The organism is Paracoccus lichenicola (genome assembly GCF_009708075.1).
In the GTDB taxonomy this organism is placed as follows: domain Bacteria; phylum Pseudomonadota; class Alphaproteobacteria; order Rhodobacterales; family Rhodobacteraceae; genus Paracoccus; species Paracoccus lichenicola.
The window spans coordinates 1-19,796 of record NZ_WMBT01000017.1 but is presented as its reverse complement, the minus strand read 5'-3'; the positions used below and the strand labels follow the sequence as shown (position 1 = coordinate 19,796).

Sequence of the window (19,796 nt, the reverse complement as noted above, 5' to 3'; positions counted from 1 at the left end):
AGGGGATGCAAAGTGACAGGCTTGCTATACAGATGCGAATGGCGGGCGGCGTTCTTCTGATCGCCTCTTTTGCCGCAGCGATTGGTTATGTCGTGGCAACAGGTGTTGTCCAATTTTGGTTCGGCCATGCCGAGCCAGATTTTCTTTGGCTTGCCCGCAACTACTTCGCGCTCAAGGGCTATCAGCCCGACCGATGGGTGATCGTCAACATCATCATCGTAGGCTTTTTCTGTGGGGGCTTGCTGGTCGCAAGCCGCGTGGTCCAGGAGCAGTTGACCCGCTTCGGCACGACCCACTGGATGACAAAGCGCGAGTTGAAGCGCAAAAATTTCTTCGGTGACGCCCGCACCGGCTTCGTGCTGGCAAAGACTGCCCTTCCCCATAAGAAGGGCGATTTCATCATATCGGGCAGGTTTCCTCATTGCCTTCTGATCGCGCCGACCGGAGCGGGCAAGGGCGTGGGTTTCGTCATTCCGAACCTGCTGTCCTATAAGGGCAGCGCCGTGGTTCTCGATGTGAAGGGCGAAAACTACGAGAAAACGGCGCGGTTCCGCGAGAAGATGGGCCAGAAGATTTATCGGTTCAGCCCGCGCGATTTTGACAAACCATCATTCCGCTACAATCCGCTGGACCGGATCAAACGCTTTACCAACCCGGCACAGCGCATGTCCGAATTGGAGAAGATCGCCACCCTGTTTCTACAAACTGAAGACAGCATGGCGGCCAGCTTCCTGCCCAACAGCCGGTCCATCTTCGTGGCTTGCGGCATGTTGGCTTATGAGCAAGGAGACCTGACCCTTGGCCGGATTCACAAGCTGGCCTTCGGCGGCGATGACAACAACGCCAAGTTCAAAGGCTATGCGAAGATCGTCAAGGATCGAAGCGCGAAGCTCATCTTCCAGACCCTTGGCGCTACCACAGAAAAAACCCTGTCATCTTATCTCTCGATCCTGAACTCATCGGGCATGGAGGCATGGCAGAACCCGCATACTTGTGCGGTGACAGATGTTAGTGATTTTGATTTTTCCACCTTCCGCAAGCGGCCGCAGACCGTTTACCTGACGACCCCATTCACCGAACTAAAAGCGATTTCGCCGCTGATCCGTCTTTTCTTCTCGGACCTGCTTTCCACCCTGATGGATCATGAACCCGGAGACGACGAACCATTCCCGGTCCTGATCCTGATGGACGAGTTTCAGCGCATCGGCCGGATGCCCATTGTTGCGGAAAGCATTTCGCTGCTGCGCAGCTTCGGTGGCAACCTTGCGATCGTCACGCAGACCATCCCCGACCTCGATGCGGTCTATGGCGAACAGGTGCGAAAGACCTTGCAGGGTGGCGCGGGGATCAAGCTGTATCTGACTCCGAGCGAGCCTGACACCATTGCGGAGCTGTCGGAAGCCGTGGGCATGACGACCAAGCGGGTTGTGAGCAAGTCGAAGAACATCAAGGACGGCCTGTTTTCCAACAACCTGTCCGAGCGGACCGAGGAACACCCCTTGCTGACGCGCGATCAGGCCCGTCGCCTTCCGAGGGAGGATGTGGTCATTGTCGTGGACGGCGACATGCCGATCCGGGCCAAGCGGTTGGTCTATCACGATGACACCACCTACAAGCCCCTCTACGAAAGCCAGGACTTCAAATCACCGCTTCCGCAGCCGCCCCATGCGATCACTGAAGCCGACTACAGGTATATAGAGATCCCCGAGGACAAGGCGGAGAAGGACGAGAAGAAGTCAAAGTCCAAGAAGAAAAAGAAAGATGCGGAGGCCGCAGCGGCAGCGAAGCGGGACGCGGAAATCCAAGCGCAAGAGCAAGAGGCTGCGGTGACGAGTGAACAGCCCGCCCCGGCTGCGGCCCCGCCTCTGTCCGACGAAAACGACCTCATCAGGAAGGCCGCGATGCGGCGCAAGCAGAAACAGGAACAGCAATCGTCCCTGCCTCTGCCGGAAGTCAGTCAGGAAGCCGGGACGATTTCACTGGAAAATGCGGGCCTCGCACATCTGCAAATATTCACGCTGGCTGACAAAGCTGCCAAGACACTTGCAGCGGCTCAACAAGCCGCCGAAACACCTGACCAAGCTGGCGAAACACCTGAAGCGGAAAGCTGATTTGTCGCCCCTTGGAAACGAGAAAGGCCGGCGCTTGCGCCGGCCCTTTTCTTTTCAGTATCTCGCACTTCGTTCGGCTATTCGGTGCGCCAGATTGCGCGATCCTGCCAAGGCAAGTTCACCATAGCTTTGCCCCTTCTGCATGGCCTTCTGCCCGACGAAAGCGGCGGCGCGCGCCGGAGGGCTGCCTGCCGCAGCTTTTCCGGCAAGAGATCCAGCCGCCTTCGCGCCGACCCCCGCAATAGCGGCTTGCGTGGGCGTGACGGACATAATCATGCCGCTCAATGAGCTGACGATCATGGGGATGCAAAGCGTGCAGACCGTCATGATAATCAAGCAGGCAATGAAGGGAATGAAGTCGGCCACACTCTCGGTCAGGGACGAGTCGAGAGTATTCATGTAGCCCATGACGATGCGGATCAGCCCGCCGAGCATGACGGCCGTGACGAGCGGATAGAGCATGTAGCTGACCGCGCCTTGAAGCCAGCGATTGAAGTAGTCCTTCGTCACCTCGAACATGCTCAAGGCAATGAAGATGGGGGCAATGCCAATATAGATCGTCACCATCACCTGACCGAAGATCAGCAGAAGTGCAGCCAATGCGGCAATGCTGCCAAGGCTGAATGCGATCAGCACGCTCATGATGGCCCCCCCCATCCAGCCCATCGGTTCCATGACCACGTTGGCCTTGTCCGAAAAATCAGAGAGGAACTGATCCATCGCTGCGGGAAGGTTGTTGGACGGAACTTTACCACCGCCGAACTTTCCGAGCAGGTTGGCGGCAATGCTGTCCACGCCGCCTTCAACGGCACTGGCGATCAGGTTGAACTGGCCCCACACTAACCCGATACTGCCTATGGCAATCAGCTTGATAAAGGTGACGACGATCTGACCGGCCGACATGGGCCGGTATTGAAGGACCATGTTCACCCCGAGCATGATGACAGCCAAGGTTGCCATTGTTGCCGCAAGGGCTCCCATTCCATCCAGCACAGCCCCGAAGCTGGATTGCGCTACATTGTCCAACTCACCTTGGGCACGGCTGACAAAGCCTTCGATCATGCCCATCAGTAAACACCTTGCGCCTTGCAGAGTTTACCAACCTCGCGTGTCAGGCGACTCCGTTCCGTGCCAGCATAATCCCTGACCCACGCGCTACTTTCGTCGTCAGGTAGCTTTGCGAAGCGATTATTCAATTCGTTCATAGCACCATCCCATGACGGAAAGCGCAATTCGCAGGTGCATTTTCCATCCGCAGCCTCAATGCTAGCTGCGACCTGGTGAATGTAGGCGCTTTCTAGGAAACGTAGAGAAGCCGCGCCTGCTATATCGTAATGCTCAATCTCGGGCCGACGCGGGGCATTGCAGCCGCCGTGCGTAATATAGAACCCGCCATCAGGCTTGTTGCCGTCATTCGAGAAGGTCATGTAGCCCGGCTGCCCCGCAGGATCATTCGCCTGGGCCATATCCACCGGCATGTCGCTTTGTGCCTTGGACGGGTCCAATGCGACCGGAGAGCCGCCAGTGCTGAAGGAGAAGGTCAGGTAGCCAGCTTCTTCCATTGCCTCACTTGGCATGGTCATCGCGGCAGGCGCCTCGCCGTTGTCATTCGAGATTGTCATGGTGCCACCGGCCAAAGCCGCAGCACCCGAAACAGCCAGAATACCCGTAATCACCCATTTCATGCCGCGTCTCCTATGGCTGGAATGTAAACCTGCGCTATGCCGCGCGTTTCTCCAATTCGTCCCGTCTGAACAATCACGTCGATGGTGCGAAGGATATAGTTTCGCAGATCGTTGTAGCTCATGCGAACATCCGAACGGCCAGCGGCAATCGCCAGCCGGTCAAGCGCCAGTTCCGGCGTTTCCGCGTGGATCGTCGTCATCGACCCGCCATGCCCGGTGTTGACGGCTTCGAGGAAGGTCATGGCTTCCTTGCCCCGAACCTCGCCCACGATCAGGCGATCCGGCCGCATCCGAAGCGTGGCTTCCAGAAGCATGTCGGGCGTCCTGGTGGAGCCGCCACGATCCGCAATGAGGGACACCGCGTTCGGCTGGTCGGGGAAGAGTTCACGGGCGTCCTCGATGGTGATGATCCGGTCCTGTTGCGGGATCATGGAGATGATCTTGCGCAGCGCCACCGACTTGCCGGTGTCTGTCCCGCCCGAGATCAGGATGTTCAGCTTGTGGGTCACACAGAAGCGCAGCGCCGCCATGAGGTCGCCAGCCTCGATCAGTTCATTGAGGCTGGCATTGCGCTTTTTCCGTTCCGCATCGAGAGCCACTTGCTTGCCATGCAAGAACCGAAGCTCGATGTCCTCTATGGGCAGGGCGGCAAAGAGGCGGAAGGAGAGGGCCGCTTCCTGCGGCGTGGCAGGCGCAAGGACCGCCTGCGCCCGAATGGGCCTGTCGTGATAGGCCACGGTTGCGGAGACCAGCAGCTTGTCGCGGCCGGTCTGCGCCTGGTTCTCGCCCGCGATCTGGTTGGCAAGGGAATGGCCGAAGCCCGGATCAACCCTTTCCCCGGTCGGCTTCATATGCACGTCGCCGCGCTTCAAGATCCAGATGCTGCGATCCGGGTTGACCGAGACTTCAATCGTGGCCGGATCATCCAGCCACGACTTGAAGCGGTCCAGCTTGTGGGCCAGCCAACCCATCAGAGGATTTCCAGGTCGCGATCAACCATGATCGTCACAAGCGAGCCCTGCTTGATGGCAATGGTCGGCTGGCGGTTCAGGTAGCCATCGAGGGCGCTAGAGGTGGCCTCCATCATGTTCTGCGACATGGCTTCCGCCACGTCCGATGTGCTGTCGTCGTCGTCATCAGCCACGGCAATGGCAGGGGCGAGGCCGATCAGGCTGATAAGCGCGGCCGAGCCAAAGCGCGCGCCGAAGTGAGTGTTCACCACCCCGCCCACGCCTGAACGGCCAATGGCGTCACCTCCATAAGCCCCGATTTCCACGGTCTGGTTGTCAGGCAGGATCAGCCTGTTCCAGACGATCATGGCCCGCCGCTGTCCGAGGTCAGTGTTGTCGTTATAGGCCCCGATCACCCGCGAACCGCGTGGGATCAGGATGCGCGATCCGTCATAGGAATGAACGTCCTCCGAGACCAAGGCGCGAATGGCCCCCGGCAGGTCGGTGTTGATGGCTGTTTCCAGAACCGCCTGAATCATCGTGCCCTGCAGGACGGTGTTGGCCGGGTTGGCGATGACCTTGGCCCGTTCCATCGGCGCGCGTGCGGCCTGCTGGCGGGCAAAGCGTTCGTTCTGGCTTTGATTGCGCCCGTTCGGATCGCGTTCCTCCATGCCGGGATAGGCCGCGGCCGTATCCATCGCACCTGCTGCACCCGGAGCGCCTGCCACGCCGCCGCCCGAGGCTCCGCCACCAAAGGCGATCATGGGCGATGCGGCGCGCGCGCGGTAGAGTTCTTCGGCCTCGCGGCGGCGATCAACTTCCCCGTTCATCATGCCGAGGTCCGGGTTTCCGCCAGTGATCCGCGCCGCGTCAAGCTGTGCCTGAAGCTGCGCAAGCTGCCGGTCACGCTCGGCAATCATTTTGGCGTTTTCAGTCTGCATGGAGTTCATCGTGTCATGCAACTGATTAAGCTGCGTCAGAAGGCTGTCGATCTGCGGGTCCGTGCCCACAGGCGGCGCATCTTCTTCCACGATGATTTCTTCTTCCTGCGGCTGCTGGCGCAGCCGCTCGACCTCTGCTTTCAGTTCCTCGATCTGCGCGAGCATGGCGGGGTCTGGTTGCGGCGGTTCAGGTTCACGACGCTGGGGCAGGGGCATCCGGGGAAAGGGTTCCTCGTTCGCCTGGAAGGCGGCAGGCTGACCTGTCGGCAAGGTCGCTTGGGCCAGCGAGTCAGGCTGCGGCCAGAACATCACCGCGATAAAGACGGCACATGCCCCGCCCAGGGCGGTGCCTGCCAGAAGCCTGCCTTTTCCACCGCCAACCGTGCCGCGCCGGTTGTTGGCCCGCGCCTCCTGCACCTCTGCTGCAAGACGCGCGGTATCGTCCTCAAGATCAGGCGTGCCCTTGGGGGCGGTGTCCTGATCGGCCTGCTGTTCGGCTTGCTGTTCGGCTTGCTGATTGTTCTGCTGTTCAGTCTGGTTCTGTTCGCTCATGGCCGGGGGTCCAGTCGCTTGATGACGGTTTCAGTCGCAGCGATCCGCAGCACCCAATAGGGGCTGATGCCGCTCACGCGGATAGTGCCGTCCGACAGGGTTGTGCTGTTGACGGTGCGTTCCGGCCCCGATGAGGTCTTGAAGATCGCCGGGAGTTGCGCGCCGCGCGGGAAGCGGAAATAGGTGAAGTCGCCATCATCCCAAACCTGCAAGGGCAGGGCGGCATTGCGCTTGCTGGCCGCATAGCCGCCCCAGGGCGTTGTCGGGTTCAGCCGCTTGTTCTGCGGCTCTGCCGCCGTCGTCCGGGGCGCCTGCGCGCTCACGCCACCACCGAAGCGGACCACATAATCGGCCCGCGCGCCCACTTCATTCAGATGCAGGTAGTAGGCGCGGCGATTGGTATAGACGGTCATGTTGGTGGACCCGCCTGCGACGGTCGGCTTGACCACCAAGGCCCGTCCGCCCGGAACACCGTCGAAGTTGAAGCCCTCGGTATCGCCCGCGACGATGCTGACGATTTCCTCACCGGGGCCGAACTCCACGGAGGTCACGCGCATCATGCCCACATTCACGCGGTAAACCTGCCCATCCTGATAAACGGCATTGCGCACCCGTGCATCATGCCGCCCGGCCGAGGGCGTGACTTCGGCCAAGGCCGGTACCGCCCCCATTGCCGCGCCAAGCGCGGCTGCGATCAACCATCCTTTCATTGGGTGTCTCCCTCATCCCGGAACCGTTCGGCGGCCACGCTGTAGTTGCTGACTGTGAAGCCGAAGGGGTTGGACCAGACCCCATCGAGGCTGCGCAGCGTCGAAGGGTCGTAATCATAGGCCAGCGTGACGACGAATGTGCCCTCCGTTACGCCGTCAAGCGTGGTCAGGCGCTTGGTGATACGGGCCTGCGCGCGGTTGTTGCCAATGTCGGAGATCGAGGACACGGCCACGTCTATGCGGGCGTTTTCCCCGTAGATTTTGGGTGGAAACTCCGAGCTTTGCTCGTTCCACAGATCCTGGAGCGACGTCGCGGCCTGACCCGTGGAACGGGCAAAGACGCCTTCGATGCGCAGGTCATTGTCGAGCTGGTTGTAGGTTTCCCGGTCGCGCACATAGGCATAGACCAGCGACTGCATCACCGCCTCGCGTTCGGCCAGGCTGATCGTGCCGACATTCGCCATCGGCAGCGCAGCCCCCGTGGTCGGATCGAAGGGCACCAGGGCAGGGGGCGGCTTGTCGATGAACAGGGCTACCATGGCCGCAGCCAGACAGCCGGCGACACCGAAGCCCGAGGTGATGAAGGCGATGCGTTTCCACATCGCGGCTTCCTCGCGTGCGCCGTAGATCAGTTCTTCCTCGAACACATCCTTGATGTTGCTCATGGCTGGATCACTCGTTTGAGAAGGTCATGTAGGCGCGTTCCTCGGCAATGGTCGCGGCCGAGAGGACACCCGCCTGACCGTTGTAGACGGCCTCGATGGATTGCAGTTCGAGCGACTTGGCGAGCTGCACCGAGAGTTCGGCCAGCATCCGCGTGTTGAGGTCGATCGACTCCTTAATGTCCGTGCTGTCCTGGGTCATGGCGACAAGCGTGTTGACCCGCTCCAGCGAGGACGAGGTTTCGGCATAGGTCTGCTCGGCGGTCGCTGCGAGAACCGCGCCGCCCGAGGCTTGCGCCGCCACCCGCTGCGCGCCGGGCACGCCCGAGGACGCCATGCCCGTGACCTTTTCCTGGCTCAGCCCGCCCGTGGTCAGCGCGGTTTCCACCCCCTTGGTCAGCCTGTCGCTCTTGCCCGGCGTGAAGCCACCCCAGTTGCCGGTCATGCCGCCTTGGATCGTGCCAAGCACATCGGTCATGTTTCCGTCGAGCAAGCCGTCCAGGTTGCCGCCCATTGCCAGATCCACAATGTCGCGCGTGCCGCTGAATTGCCCGTAGATGTCCTGCAACTGCAAAAGCTGCGCCTGCAATTGTTCGACCTGCTTCACGGCATTGGACAGAAGGTCGGACTGCACCCCGGCATCGCGCAGCATGGCTTCAAGCTGCTTGATGGTCTGCAAGGTGTTCTGCCCGTCGATGGTCGGGACGCCCTGTGCCAAGGCGGCAGAGGGGAGGGCAGTTGCGGTCAGGCTGCTGATCGCAAGAGCAGCCGCAAAAAGGCCAGCTTTCGGAAAGTCACTGATACGGTGGAAAAGCATCGTGAACCTCAATCGTTCGAGAATGTCATGTAATTGCGTTCCTCAGTGTGGGCTGCGGCTTGCTGCAAAGCCTCGGCGCTGACCGTCTTGGTGTTGGCCGCAAGCACGCGGACCCGCAGCGCCATGATCCGGGCCATTTCCGCGCGCGCGTAGCTGTTCAGCGCCCAGGCTTGCGTGGGGTTCTGGTTCTGCTCCATCTGGTTCAGGATCGCCTTGAGGCGATGCGCGATGGCGGCAATCTCCTGCGCCATGTTGCCGCCATAGGCAGAGGCCCCGGCGCCCATCATGGCGAGGTTGGCCCCTGCCGCATCGACCGGCGCAATGGTGCCAAGCGCGTCCACACCGCCGATGGCTGCCAGATACTCGTTATACTTGGTGGGGATCACCTGGACGTAGTGCTGCGTTTCCTTGAAGGGAGGCACGCCGCCGTATTTCTGCACGTTGCCCGGCCCCGCGTTGTAGGCGGCAAGCGCGATCACGATGTTGCCGTCAAACATCGACAGCATCCGCGCCAGATAGGTCGCCCCGCCATAAACCTGCGAATAAGGGTTGGTCCGGTAGTCGGGGTCCACCCCGAGGTCCTTGGCCGTCCCCGGCATGAGCTGCGTCAGGCCGTAGGCTCCTTTCGGAGATCCGGCATGAGGGTTGAAGCGACTTTCCTGCCAGATCATCGCCTGGATCAAGGCCCGCCATTGGGCCTGCGACAGCCCCGCCTTGGACACACCGGCATGGCCGTAAGTGGCCTTGGACCCGGCGATGATGACTTCCTCCACCGTCAGCGCCGCATCCCCGAAGGTCTTGCCCGCAGCCGGATTGGTGTCGTCGGGATTGTAGAGACTGTCAGCCGATGCCGCCGGATCGCCTGCACCATCCTCAAGGGTCTGGATCATATCGCCAGCAGCAGTCACCGGCAGTTCGCCAGCCTCGATCAGCTTGTCCAGTTCCGCAATAATATCTGCGTCGATCTTCAGGAGCGCGTCAGACCGCGCCAGTCTGCCTTGCTGGCGGACGAGGTCGCGTTCCTGTTCAGCCAGGATGGCAAGGTTCTGCCGCAGTAGGTTCGTGTCGATGATGGGAACGCCCTGCGCCGAGGCGAGGGCTGTGCTGGCCCCGAGGGCCACCACAGCAGCAAGCCCCCTTGCCTGTGTGACCCTCCCGATCATTCTTCGGCCCACAGTTCCTGAATGGGCGTGAAGGTGCAGACCGGCTTGCCACCCACGAAGCAGGACGAGCGGGCAGGCTGGGTGCTGGCGCAGGCCGAAACGATGAAGGCCAGCACGCAGATCATCAGAACGGACTTCATGCGATTTCTTCCTTTTTCTGGTGGCGGGCGCGATAAGCCTCAAAGGCCGCACGGCCGGTCTTGCTGCCGCCGAGGATTTTGAGTTGATCGCCCAAAGGCGCGAGGTTCACGTCCACGACCACCGAGGCCGAGGCGTTGCGGATCAGCGCGAGGCGCGACCCGGTCGGTGCGCCAAGGACTATACCCATTTCCCGGTCATTCAGGTTCAGCGCCGCGTAGTTCTCGGCCGAGGCTGCGCGGTTCGGGATCAGGATCTGCGTCTGGACGCCCTGCAGGATGGCTGCGCCCGCGCGGCTCTTGTCGAGCTGCGAGGGAAACTGCGTGACCATGACAACCACGGCATTGAGCTTGCGCGCCGTGACCAGCCACTTTTCCAGCTTGTCGGCAAAGTATTCCGTGCCAAGCGCGTTCCAGGCTTCATCGATGACGATGATCGTGGGGTGGCGGTCTTGCAGCTTTCGCTCAAGTCGCTGGAAGATGTAGCCCAGGATCGCGGTGCGCTCCTTTTCGTTGTCGGAGTCGAGAACCGCCGTCATGTCAAAGCCCATGACATTCTGGTCGAGGGCGAAGTTGTCGGCCACATTGCCGCCGAACACCCACCCGTAGCGGCCCCCCGGCGCCCATTCCCGCACCCGCTGTTCCAGATCGCCGTTGTCATCGAGGTGACGGAACAGCGACGGAAAGCCGTCGAAGTTGCGCAGATGATCCGGGGCCGTCGCGGTTTGCACGACCGCATCATGAAGCTGCTGTGTCTGGACCGGCGACAGCGGGCGCTCAGAGCGGTTGAGAAGCGCGGTCAGCCATTCGCTAAGCCACGCCTGCCCGGCCATGTCGGTTTCCGCAAAGAGTGGGTTTAGCCCCGTGGGTCGGTGCGGCGAGATCGTGGTGTAGCTGCCGCCCAGGGCCTCGATCTGGACTTCCAGGCCGCGCAGGTAGTCGAAGGCGAAGACCCTTGCACCCACCCGCTGCGCCTGCGTCATCAAAAACGAGATCAGGACCGACTTGCCGCCGCTGGACGGCCCGAAGATCACGGTATGACCAGCGGGCGGTTCCTTGTCGGCTTCGCCTGCGGGATGGAAGGAGAACAGATAGCCGCTCTTTTCCGGGGTCGGGAATACAGAGAGGGGCGTGCCCCAGGGAAGAAGGTCGCCCGTCAGGCCGGTCGGCGTGCGGTGCAGCGCCGCCATGCCCGCAAAGACATGGTTGCTGATAAGGCCGGTGCGTGCTCGATAGGTCGCGTTGCCCGGCCATTGCGCGAAGTAGTGGCCCTGGCCCGCAAAGGCTTCGGTGATTATCCTGGTGCCGGTTTCCTGCGCGATCTGGCGCACATCGGCCGCTGCCCGCGCGAGGGTCTTTTCATCTTCGGCATAGATGGCAACCGTCATGTGATGGGAGCCAAGCGTTTCCAGACCCGAGGCCACCTTGTTGCGGCCTTCGCGCAGCATCTGCTGGTCGGTTTCCGCCGCATCGCCGGAGCCGCGCCGTTGTTCGAGGTTGCGGCGGATCAACTCGCTGGCCCGGTCATCGCTGATCGGCACGAAGGAATTGGTTATCACCATGTCGATCGGCAGGTTCAGTTCATCGAACATGCCGGGGAAGGTGCCGGTCGGGTAATTCTTGATCGTGAACACATGGCCCACGCGGTTGGGGACCACACCGCCCGTCACATGCACCCGCGTTCCCCGGAAGGTGGCGCGGTAATTGCAGACGCTGCGGGCGAGAACGCCCAGGTCATTGCTTGGGAAGGCCGGAAGCTCGATGCCGGTGCCGATGCCTTCGAGAAAGCCGATGAGTTCGCCCGAGGCCCCGGTCAGGACGCGCGCCTTGAGTTGCGCGAGGGTGGCGACGACCACGCCCACCGTTTCATCAAGGTCCGTCAGTCGTTCGGTCTTGTTGGCGATAAAGGCTTGCAGCGCGTCGGTCTTGCGCTTGCGCGAGAAGATTTCCTTGAGCTTGTCGCCCGCCGAAAGACTGCCAAAGAGGCCAGCGGGGCGGTTAATGATGCTGATGGTCAGGGTCTTGTCGCGGAGCGTCCGGCCCGCCACAACCCGCGTCCAGGCCGCATCGACTTCCTTGGCAAAATCGCCCGCCTCAACAGGGGCGAGGGTCGCCTTGAACGGGCGGCTGATCTTGTGGACATAGACCGAATAGCGTTCGCCCTGCTGCGCCAGAAGTTCGGCCACGGTTTCCTTCAGGAGCGCAATGTCGCGGTCACTGGCCGTCATCGAATTGAGGCCATCAACGCGGATGCACTGGATCAGCTCGCCCCCGCGCGTCAGGATCGTCTTGTCATCAGCCTGCAAGGACACGAAGGGCAGGAACGCCTCGAATTGCAGTTCGTCCTTCATGGCGCGCGGGAACACCGCCTTGCCATGCCGGGAATTGAAAAGCCGCCTGAAGCCTGCCGCCATCGGCTTTTTGTCGTTACGGCTCATAGGAGTCTCCGCCCCAAACTTTGCGATTTTTGGAAGGCCCGAAGTTCCTGAGCGTCCTGGTGATGACGTCAAAGAAGTTCGGGTCCCATTTAGCCAGCCCGTAAAGGGCTGGATAAAAGACGATGATGGTTGCCAAGGCCCAAAAGCTTTCCGCCCACATGAACCCGAGCAGCACCGTCACAAGAAGGATGACGGCGGAAGTCAGAGGCAGGCCGAACAGCTTGGCCGGGCGAAGAAGGCCGCGATAGACCGTATCTTTTTCCACCGTCATGCCCCCGTCATGCGCCCCAGAGGGAGTTCACGATGGTGGCGGCGGAGCCCACGAACACGATGGCGACAAGCACATAGATCGCCGTGCGCATTTCGATGTAGCCCATGAACCAGCCGATAAAGACGCAAACCAAGGCCAGCGTGGCGATGGTCTTGCCCAGGGTGCCCGTCAGCGCCGTGACAATGCTGTTCAGGAAGGTCTGGATCGGGTTGAGGTTGATCGCCTGCGCTAGCGCCGGTTCGCTCCACAGCAGCATGAAAGCGGCTGCCAACAGCATCACCAGCGACACTTTCGCCCAGGTGTCCAGCACGCGCGGAGCAGCATGAACCCCTTGGGCGCAGGCAATGGAAGATCGTGCCGGCCAAACGGCCTGCATTGCAGAGGTCATGATGGAAGACTCCTATTCTGCGGTTGCTAAAGTCAGCTTTTGAAACACGGACATGACCTTGCGGACGTGACCTTGTGTTTCAGGGTACGGGGGGATGCCCCCGTACTTCTCGACCGCGCCGGGACCGGCATTGTAGCCCGCAAGCGCAAGTTCCTTGGACCCGAACCGGCCGAGCAGCATCAGCATGTAGCGTGCCGAGCCATCGAGGTTCTGGTGCATGTCGTTGGGATTGACGCCTAGCTTGGCGGCGGTGGCGGGCATGAGCTGGCCCAGGCCAATCGCCCCCACCGAACTGACGGCAGTTTGGCGATAGCCGCTTTCAATCTCGATATTCGCCCGGAAGAAGGACATCCATTCGGTGACGGTCAGGCCTGACGCGCGAAGGGAGGGATGACCGGCATAGCGCATCCCGACTTCATCAATCGCGGCCAGAACCTCCGGTCTTGGGATGACGCGCGGCGTCCGCACAGGAGCCAGGTGCATCACCTGTTCGGCCGGAAGGTCTGCTTCAGGCACTTCGGACAGGAGCGGAACACCCCCCGGCCCGAAGTGACGGGCAAAGGAGGACGTTGATCTTTGCCTCTCAAAGCTGCCGGATGCGTGGTTCAGAACGAGAACCATTCCGTTTCCGGCCGATTGCGCCGCTGCTTCAGTCGAAGGCCACGCTGCCAATGAAGCGCATATCGCCAGACTTGCTTGTTTCAACACCGGACCCAACTCCAAATGGAATTATCCCGGCTGGAAACCCTACGTCCTTCATGAAACTGCACGCACCGTTGACAGTCTTGACCACGCGCGGGGGCGTCACCCCACGTCGAGGTCGGAACAGATTAAGGACGGCCCATTTTCCCGTGTGTGGGTTGAGGGCGTAGAATTGCCAGCCTCCTTGGAAATTGCCGCGAGTAGGGACCGCATCTTCGGTGCACAGGATCAGGAGCTTTCCGCTTCCGATCAGATACTCTCTAAAGCCTGCTTCGCTCGCGCCACTTTCCAAACGATACATTCTGGCCGCTCTGAATTGTCTGAGTCCTGCAAAACTCATGACACAGGCGGCTTACGGTTGCACGTTACTCTGCATCGGTGGCCAATACTCTTCTTTGACCATAGGATGCGCCTCTCGATACTGCTCCATATATTGATCGACCTCGCTGTTAAGCTGCTGCTTGGTTGCATCAAGGCATTGGCTGTAAGCCTGGGCCTCGTTCATAAAACGAGCCAGTTCTTCGCCCATCGTGAGATCCAGGGCGAGCAAGCTTGCTTCATCAAGAAGCGGCTGAGAGGGGTAGACGCAGTGTCCCGGCACCTGTTGAACAGGCGCAGACTGAGCGTTCGCAGGAAACGGCGAAATCCCCAGTAGCAGGATGAAAGCGAGCCGTATCTTGACTGACAGACCCGATAGCCAAATCGCTGTAAAAGTGAGAGAGCGATTACCGCGCCAAAATGACGCTTGAGCCTTCTTCGGTTGGGACGCCAACGTTTCTAAAACCGAACTCAGTGAGGAGACTGATAAGTCCGCTCGCTGTCTTGATCTCACGAAACTCAATGTCTTTCGTGCTGCGGGATTGTGAGCGCACCTCGTTCTTGGCGCGCTGACGTTCTCGTGCTGTGACCAGCACAACCCACTCGTCAGATTCAGGGTTTGCTGCCACCAAATACCAGCTTCCGTGCCACTGATAGCCACGCAGTTCCGGAGCTTTCCGGCAGACAACATGGAGGTGCCATCCAGAATCCAAGACGTCTTGCAAGCCTGCGACTGAAACCACATCGGGGGGTCTTTTTTGCTCGTTGTTCACAGTCAGGTCTTCCCATGATGCAAAGCCTGACACCTTTGATAGCGTCAGGTTTACATATCTATAGCCCGTGCGCAAGCTATAAATATGTTATGAGTTCAGTTGCATCTCTGTGATAAACAACAGAAGCCTTTTTTCCAAGGCTCGACAGCCATGCGAAGCGATGGCGCAGATCATCGTCTAGATGTTGGTATTGAGCGTGTGCCCCCGCCGAGGTTTACTTGATGTAGTCGAGAGCAGCGGGCAAGGTTGCCAGTCCGACGAACTCTAATGGGCCGGATCCGTTGGCAACATACAAAGCATTGTCCCGAAACTGGACGGTGACAGTGCCGTTTGGCGCTGCAAGACTGTCAAAGCTTTTCAGGATTGCTTCGATCATGTTCTTTGTAAGTTCTGCTGTTACAGTTTCATCTGGGCGACGAGCTGCGAACATAACATCCTCCTAGATACTCTTTACTGAGGGCGGCGAACCGGACATTCGATGACTTGGAAACGTCCATCAGCGTTGCCCGTTACCGGGCCAAGCTGCTGTGCAGGCCAGTTCCAACTTCTTGCCATGCGCAAAAAGGCTGGCGAACCAAGGAACAGGACCGATGCGGCATCTTTCTTACAAAGAAAGTCATTGGTGGCCTGAAGGATCATTCGCGTTACATCACGGGGTCCGTTCACGACCATCCGGGTTAATTCCCAGATTGATCGGTCCATGGGCGGAATGGCATCGCAAAGGTTCTTGGGTAGACCAGGGAGCAGACCCAGGCAGGCGTCCCGGATCATGTAGCTATAGCGCAGATGACCGCCACCGCTGAGCTGATCAGTCCGCCTCAGCCGGGCGCCCCCAACAACCTTGCTGCCCTGACTGGCAACAACATAAGTGGTGTCGAATGAGTCGTACTGCTCGAACTCCAAATCCTCGGCATGGAATAGAGGCCAATCCAGCCGGTCGATAAAGACTTCCTTGCGGAGCTTTAGATAGCTGTTCACCTGGTCCCAGTGTGACATGCCATCAGGGTACTGAATGATCCTGACAGTAAAGTCTGACCCCGATGCTGCCAGAATGCCTGAGTTTTCACTGGAGTTCGCTTGGCCGGTCTGCATTACCACGAAATTCCCTTGTTGATCCAATGAACATCCTGATGCCGTGAGACGTGACCGCCCACACACCCCAGTTACAAATCTGAAGAACGACCCCTTCGCCTTCTCGCGCTTGGGCGCACATCTGCAGCAGGTTTTCCGCCATGTCCGGCGTGAATTCCGCAGACGCGAGGACGGTCAGGTTCTTGGGCGTGACCCGATCGGCAATTGACTTCATAACCCTGCTGCTGACCTCTCGCTCTTCTTGACTACAGACTTAACAAACCAATCAGCGATTGACAGACGGTCGGCTAAAAGGTCTGGCTTTTTAGCCAGACGTCATGGAGGTGCTATCATGCTGGAGTCGATCATTCCCAACCACGAGGACGAGCTACGTTCCCTTTCGTCCTACGGCCACACAGGCTTCGTCATCGGGTTCGGACTACGCTTCGGGCAGCCCGACTTCTTCCTGAACCGCTACCCGGAAGCATGGACCTCTCTCTACGAAAGCGAGAACTACTTCTTCGGAGATCCCGTTGCGGCATGGACGATTGCGCGAACAGGGGCGATCCGATGGTCCGAAGTTAAATTTCCAGATCCTCGGGGCATCATGGCCAAGGCCAAGAAGCACGGGCTGAAGTATGGGGGCACATTTGTTGTGAAGATCGACCGGAAGAGGTCGTTCTTGTCGGTAGCCCGCCAGGATCGTGAACTCAACGATGGTGAGATGCTCGTATTACACAACAAGATCGAAACCTGGGCTAAGCTCTTTGCAAAGGCCAAGGTCACGCTCACAGAAGTCGAACTTCAAGCTCTGGCAGCTATGCGGGATGGTCTGCGTCAATCAGAAGCTGCTGAAAAGCTTCAGGTTAGTGTATCTACACTGAAAGCTCGCCTTGACAGCGCCCAGAAAAAGCTTGGTGCTCCGAACACGCTCAACGCAGTCGTGCTTGCCGTCAGGCAGAACCTGATCTGATGTCAACCCTGGATTTAGTTTTGGCTAAAAAGCCAGACCTTTAAGCCGAAATTGACCCTAGGGCTTTATTAACCATTTTCTTCAGAGCAGAAGGTGAGCGTCCCGTGGTCCTCAGAGCCAGATCCATGCCAAACTCGATCAAGTCTAAGCCTTCGCAATCTCCTGACAATTCCATTCGCAGGCGTGCCAAGGCCTTTCAGCGGATCGAACGCAACGGTCGGGTCGGCTGGCTCTATGAGTGGAACACAGGCGCCATCGACGTCATTTTTGCGCCTGATGATTTCACATTCGACCGGAGCAAGGCGCGGCACCTGCAAGTGCAGTCTACTATCAGCGATTGAACTGATCCAACACTCGCGCTATGTTTCTGTAGTTGAGGCATGAACTATAGAAATGTGATTATGGCACGGTCTAAAGCTACCTTGGTCACAGGTGCAGTCGCAGCAAGCCTTCTCGCAGGCCCTGTTGCTGCTTACCCCATCGATTGCGCCATCCTGCTCTGTCTGGCTGGCGGCTTCCCGGCCTCGGCTGAGTGTAGTGCAGCGAAGGCCGAGTTTATACGCCGCATCACGCCTTGGCCGGTTGAACCGCCCCTGCAGCTGTGGAGATGCCCGATGGGCGGTCACAATGTGAGCCTTCCTGGTGGAGGTGGGTCTGACAGCGTGCCACCCGAAGTCGCTCAATACCGTGATGCCATCGAACTCTGGCAGCTTTCCAAGCATGTGACGAACGGCAGCGGAGGACGAGATATTTACACCAGTACGGTCCGCTACGGGTATGCCCCTTCATCTGGTGATTGGGTCCGATTTCCGGCCCGCGACAACGACTTGCCCGAATGGCTCGATGACACGATCAGGCAGAGGACCGGCAGAGGGTTTCTAGACGAGTATGGCCGAAGCTTCAGGAGCATCGTGGTTCGGATGCAGGACCACACAGGCGCATACATGACGGAATGGGTGAGCTACTGATGAATCACCGCCGAGGTCAACACAAAGAATTGCCGCTAAGCCCTTGCTGGCGTAGGCTGTTCGGCAAAATACCCAAAACGGGAGGGACGAGCGGAATCAGATAAACCACCAGCCCAAAAGGAAACCCCCCGCGCGGGGGTCCGCACGAGGGGGCTTGGTAGCAACACAGGTTTGGCGACCTGAATTAGCAATGGATTACACCTGCTATAGTTAGCTGCCTACTCCCGGAAATCAAGAGCAAAAAGCGCATCTGTGCGAACGGATGAGGCTTGCCTGCGGACACCGCGCTTCTTGTGACATAGGAGCAGCATTTGACGACTGTAGCAGCCGCGGCAAGCGGCGATTTTTTCAAGCGCCTTGGCGTTCTAGCCCAGGCTTGCACTGGCGCGCATGCCCAAGGCCGGACGCGCTTACACCGCAACTCTCACCGGGCGGGAGCCTGCGAAGCCACGTTCTGGCGCAGCACCACGCGGCAGGAGGTGCAGAAGATCATCAAGGCCGCGCAGCGATACGAGCTACACGGCCGCAAGCCCGGCAAACGCAACGGACCCTTGGGCAGCATCGCCCTGGAGATCCTGGCGCTGTTCGGCAATCTGGTCAGCTTCAAGACGGGACGGCTGGACCCGTCCCTTGACTGGATCATGAGCAAGTTGAAGCGGTCGAGAGACGCCGTTGTGCGCGCCTTGAAGGCGCTGCGCGACCACGGCTTTCTGGACTGGCTGCGCCGGTTCGAGCCAACGCCCAACGAAGGCCGCGGCCCTCAGGTCCGGCAGGTCAGCAACGCTTATTGTCTTTTCGCACCCAAGCGTGCCCTGGCGCTTCTTGGCCGCTGGTCCGGCCGTCCTTCTCTGCCAGATGACGATGCCGCTGCACGGGCTGACAGGAAGACCATCGAGGTCGAGCATGTGGCATCGCTCGATCTGGGGGCGTTCGCCAGTTTCCAGTGTGGTGATACACCACTCGGGAGGGCACTGGCGCAGATGGGCCAAGCCCTGGACTTACGCGAGTCTGCCAAGCGGACTGAATCCCAGTCTACCTCTTATTCTTATACTCTCATGTAAGACGAGGGCATGGCGCAGACGCACTCAAACTGATCCGTCAGCTTTGACGGCACCCGTGCATGGCTATGAACATAGCCTGTGGAAACAGCACGGCACATCAGCACTGTCGCACGAGCTGTCAAAAAGAAGACAGTGCATAGATAACGTCTTCAAGATATTGATAAATAATGGCAATGTTCCATAAATCCGATTATTAATCCCGGAGGCTACCTACGGTGGATTCACAAACGAAGTGCAAATGCCAAGATAATACAGGTATTTGCATGAGGTTTACGAATGGCTTCCCACTACCAGCACCTGAGCTTTGAAGAACGCCGGAAGATTGCCCAATGGCGTGAAGGCAAGATGCCGGTGCCGGAAATCGCAGATCGGCTCTCGCGCCCAGCCTCGACAATCTATCGGGAGCTGAAGCGCAATACGTTTCTGGACACCGAGCTTCCGCAGTATAGCGGCTACTATGCGGTGACGGCCCAGGACAAGTACGAGCGCCGCCGCGCGGTTCATCGAAAGCTGGTCGCCTACCCGGAGGTGAAGGCAGCGGTCGAGGATGCGCTCAAGGCGGGCTGGTCTCCGGAACAGATCGCCGGCCGGATGCGGCTTGAGCAGCACCGCATCTGCGTCAGCCATGAAACGATCTACCGCTTCGCCTATTCAAAGCTTGGCCTCGCGGAAGCCTTCTATCGTCATCTGCCCGAGCATCGCAGACGTCGCAGGCCGCGAAACCACCGACGACATCAGCGTAGTCACATCCAGGACAGCCAGAGCTTGTGTCACCGGCCCTCGGCCGTTGCCGAGCGTCAGGAGTTCGGCCACTGGGAGTGCGATCTGATGATGTTCCGCAAGGAAAACGGCAAGGTGAATGTCACCTCCCTGGTCGAGCGGGTCAGCCGGTTTACGGTTGTCATGCGCAATGAGGATCGCCACTCCGAGCCGATCATGGAAGCACTGATCGCGGGGCTTGCCCCCTTGCCCGCCGAAGCACGCCAGTCAATCACCTTTGATCGTGGCACCGAGTTCTCGGCATGGCGACGGCTGAAGGGAGATATGGGCAAAAGTTGGTGACGCTTGATCAGGCGGCGGCTTGAAGTTGGCGGAGGCCGTCGCG

At 59.6% G+C, this 19,796-nt stretch carries 21 protein-coding genes and 2 pseudogenes; 6 read left to right on the top strand and 17 right to left on the bottom strand.

Annotation, left to right across the window (positions count from 1 at the left end; translation table 11 throughout):
• Window positions 1-38 precede the first annotated feature (38 nt).
• The gene (locus GIY56_RS16225) at window positions 39-2,111 is read left to right on the top strand and encodes a type IV secretory system conjugative DNA transfer family protein (RefSeq protein ID WP_196053668.1); all 2,073 of its coding nucleotides are present in this window, start codon (window positions 39-41) and stop codon (window positions 2,109-2,111) included.
• A gap of 54 nt (window positions 2,112-2,165) precedes the next feature.
• Here the strand turns inward: GIY56_RS16225 and GIY56_RS16220 are convergent, their stop codons facing one another.
• From GIY56_RS16220 to GIY56_RS16145, 17 genes are all read right to left on the bottom strand, one after another.
• Complete coding sequence (locus GIY56_RS16220; protein WP_154765909.1) at window positions 2,166-3,179, bottom strand: type IV secretion system protein; 1,014 nt, start codon at window positions 3,177-3,179, stop codon at window positions 2,166-2,168.
• Window positions 3,179-3,796, bottom strand: coding sequence for a hypothetical protein (locus GIY56_RS16215; RefSeq protein ID WP_154765908.1), 618 nt, complete (start codon window positions 3,794-3,796; stop codon window positions 3,179-3,181). Before GIY56_RS16215 ends, GIY56_RS16220 begins: the two co-directional genes overlap by 1 nt.
• Window positions 3,793-4,767, bottom strand: coding sequence for an ATPase, T2SS/T4P/T4SS family (locus GIY56_RS16210; RefSeq protein WP_154765907.1), 975 nt, complete (start codon window positions 4,765-4,767; stop codon window positions 3,793-3,795). The genes GIY56_RS16215 and GIY56_RS16210 overlap by 4 nt, the downstream gene beginning before the upstream one ends.
• On the bottom strand, window positions 4,767-6,239 hold the full coding sequence (locus GIY56_RS16205) for a TrbI/VirB10 family protein (RefSeq protein WP_154765906.1): 1,473 nt from the start codon (window positions 6,237-6,239) through the stop codon (window positions 4,767-4,769). Before GIY56_RS16205 ends, GIY56_RS16210 begins: the two co-directional genes overlap by 1 nt.
• On the bottom strand, window positions 6,236-6,949 hold the full coding sequence (locus GIY56_RS16200; protein WP_154765905.1) for a TrbG/VirB9 family P-type conjugative transfer protein: 714 nt from the start codon (window positions 6,947-6,949) through the stop codon (window positions 6,236-6,238). Before GIY56_RS16200 ends, GIY56_RS16205 begins: the two co-directional genes overlap by 4 nt.
• A complete protein-coding gene (locus tag GIY56_RS16195) occupies window positions 6,946-7,614 on the bottom strand; it encodes a virB8 family protein (protein ID WP_154765904.1) in 669 nt (222 codons plus the stop codon). Before GIY56_RS16195 ends, GIY56_RS16200 begins: the two co-directional genes overlap by 4 nt.
• A gap of 7 nt (window positions 7,615-7,621) precedes the next feature.
• A complete protein-coding gene (locus GIY56_RS16190) occupies window positions 7,622-8,329 on the bottom strand; it encodes a type IV secretion system protein (RefSeq protein ID WP_196053667.1) in 708 nt (235 codons plus the stop codon).
• A 107-nt stretch (window positions 8,330-8,436) separates the two neighbouring features.
• Window positions 8,437-9,549: a lytic transglycosylase domain-containing protein gene (locus GIY56_RS16185; RefSeq protein ID WP_328288579.1), complete on the bottom strand. Its 1,113-nt coding sequence runs from the start codon at window positions 9,547-9,549 to the stop codon at window positions 8,437-8,439.
• A gap of 38 nt (window positions 9,550-9,587) precedes the next feature.
• Window positions 9,588-9,731, bottom strand: a complete 144-nt coding sequence (locus GIY56_RS16180; protein WP_154765901.1) for a hypothetical protein — start codon at window positions 9,729-9,731, stop codon at window positions 9,588-9,590.
• Complete coding sequence (locus tag GIY56_RS16175) at window positions 9,728-12,238, bottom strand: VirB4 family type IV secretion/conjugal transfer ATPase (RefSeq protein ID WP_154765900.1); 2,511 nt, start codon at window positions 12,236-12,238, stop codon at window positions 9,728-9,730. Before GIY56_RS16175 ends, GIY56_RS16180 begins: the two co-directional genes overlap by 4 nt.
• On the bottom strand, window positions 12,156-12,437 hold the full coding sequence (locus GIY56_RS16170) for a type IV secretion system protein VirB3 (protein WP_154765899.1): 282 nt from the start codon (window positions 12,435-12,437) through the stop codon (window positions 12,156-12,158). The genes GIY56_RS16175 and GIY56_RS16170 overlap by 83 nt, the downstream gene beginning before the upstream one ends.
• A gap of 7 nt (window positions 12,438-12,444) precedes the next feature.
• Entirely contained in the window at window positions 12,445-12,747 is a 303-nt protein-coding gene (locus GIY56_RS16165) for a TrbC/VirB2 family protein (RefSeq protein ID WP_328288578.1), read from the bottom strand.
• A 90-nt stretch (window positions 12,748-12,837) separates the two neighbouring features.
• Entirely contained in the window at window positions 12,838-13,446 is a 609-nt protein-coding gene (locus tag GIY56_RS16160; protein WP_154765898.1) for a lytic transglycosylase domain-containing protein, read from the bottom strand.
• Window positions 13,447-13,879: 433 nt separating this feature from the next.
• Window positions 13,880-14,056, bottom strand: coding sequence for a hypothetical protein (locus GIY56_RS16155; RefSeq protein ID WP_154765897.1), 177 nt, complete (start codon window positions 14,054-14,056; stop codon window positions 13,880-13,882).
• A 196-nt stretch (window positions 14,057-14,252) separates the two neighbouring features.
• Window positions 14,253-14,693 carry a hypothetical protein gene (locus GIY56_RS18630; protein WP_230312579.1) on the bottom strand — a complete coding sequence of 147 codons (441 nt, stop codon included), beginning with the start codon at window positions 14,691-14,693 and terminating at the stop codon, window positions 14,253-14,255.
• A gap of 139 nt (window positions 14,694-14,832) precedes the next feature.
• On the bottom strand, window positions 14,833-15,048 hold the full coding sequence (locus tag GIY56_RS16150; protein WP_154765896.1) for a hypothetical protein: 216 nt from the start codon (window positions 15,046-15,048) through the stop codon (window positions 14,833-14,835).
• Between the two features lie 20 nt (window positions 15,049-15,068).
• A complete protein-coding gene (locus tag GIY56_RS16145) occupies window positions 15,069-15,710 on the bottom strand; it encodes an acyl-homoserine-lactone synthase (RefSeq protein WP_230312581.1) in 642 nt (213 codons plus the stop codon).
• Window positions 15,711-16,041: 331 nt separating this feature from the next.
• Here GIY56_RS16145 and GIY56_RS16140 point away from each other — a divergent pair, with 331 nt between their 5' ends.
• The 5 genes and pseudogenes from GIY56_RS16140 to GIY56_RS16125 form a co-directional block, all read left to right on the top strand.
• Window positions 16,042-16,662, top strand: a complete 621-nt coding sequence (locus tag GIY56_RS16140; RefSeq protein WP_154765894.1) for a helix-turn-helix transcriptional regulator — start codon at window positions 16,042-16,044, stop codon at window positions 16,660-16,662.
• A 125-nt stretch (window positions 16,663-16,787) separates the two neighbouring features.
• Window positions 16,788-17,003, top strand: coding sequence for a hypothetical protein (locus tag GIY56_RS16135; RefSeq protein WP_154765893.1), 216 nt, complete (start codon window positions 16,788-16,790; stop codon window positions 17,001-17,003).
• 60 nt (window positions 17,004-17,063) lie between these two features.
• Window positions 17,064-17,282, top strand: a pseudogene (locus GIY56_RS18625) (hypothetical protein); the annotation flags it as partial.
• An 827-nt stretch (window positions 17,283-18,109) separates the two neighbouring features.
• Entirely contained in the window at window positions 18,110-18,691 is a 582-nt protein-coding gene (locus tag GIY56_RS16130; protein WP_230312578.1) for a helix-turn-helix domain-containing protein, read from the top strand.
• A gap of 276 nt (window positions 18,692-18,967) precedes the next feature.
• Window positions 18,968-19,741 (top strand): annotated as a pseudogene (locus GIY56_RS16125) (IS30 family transposase); the annotation flags it as partial.
• Window positions 19,742-19,796 lie beyond the last annotated feature (55 nt).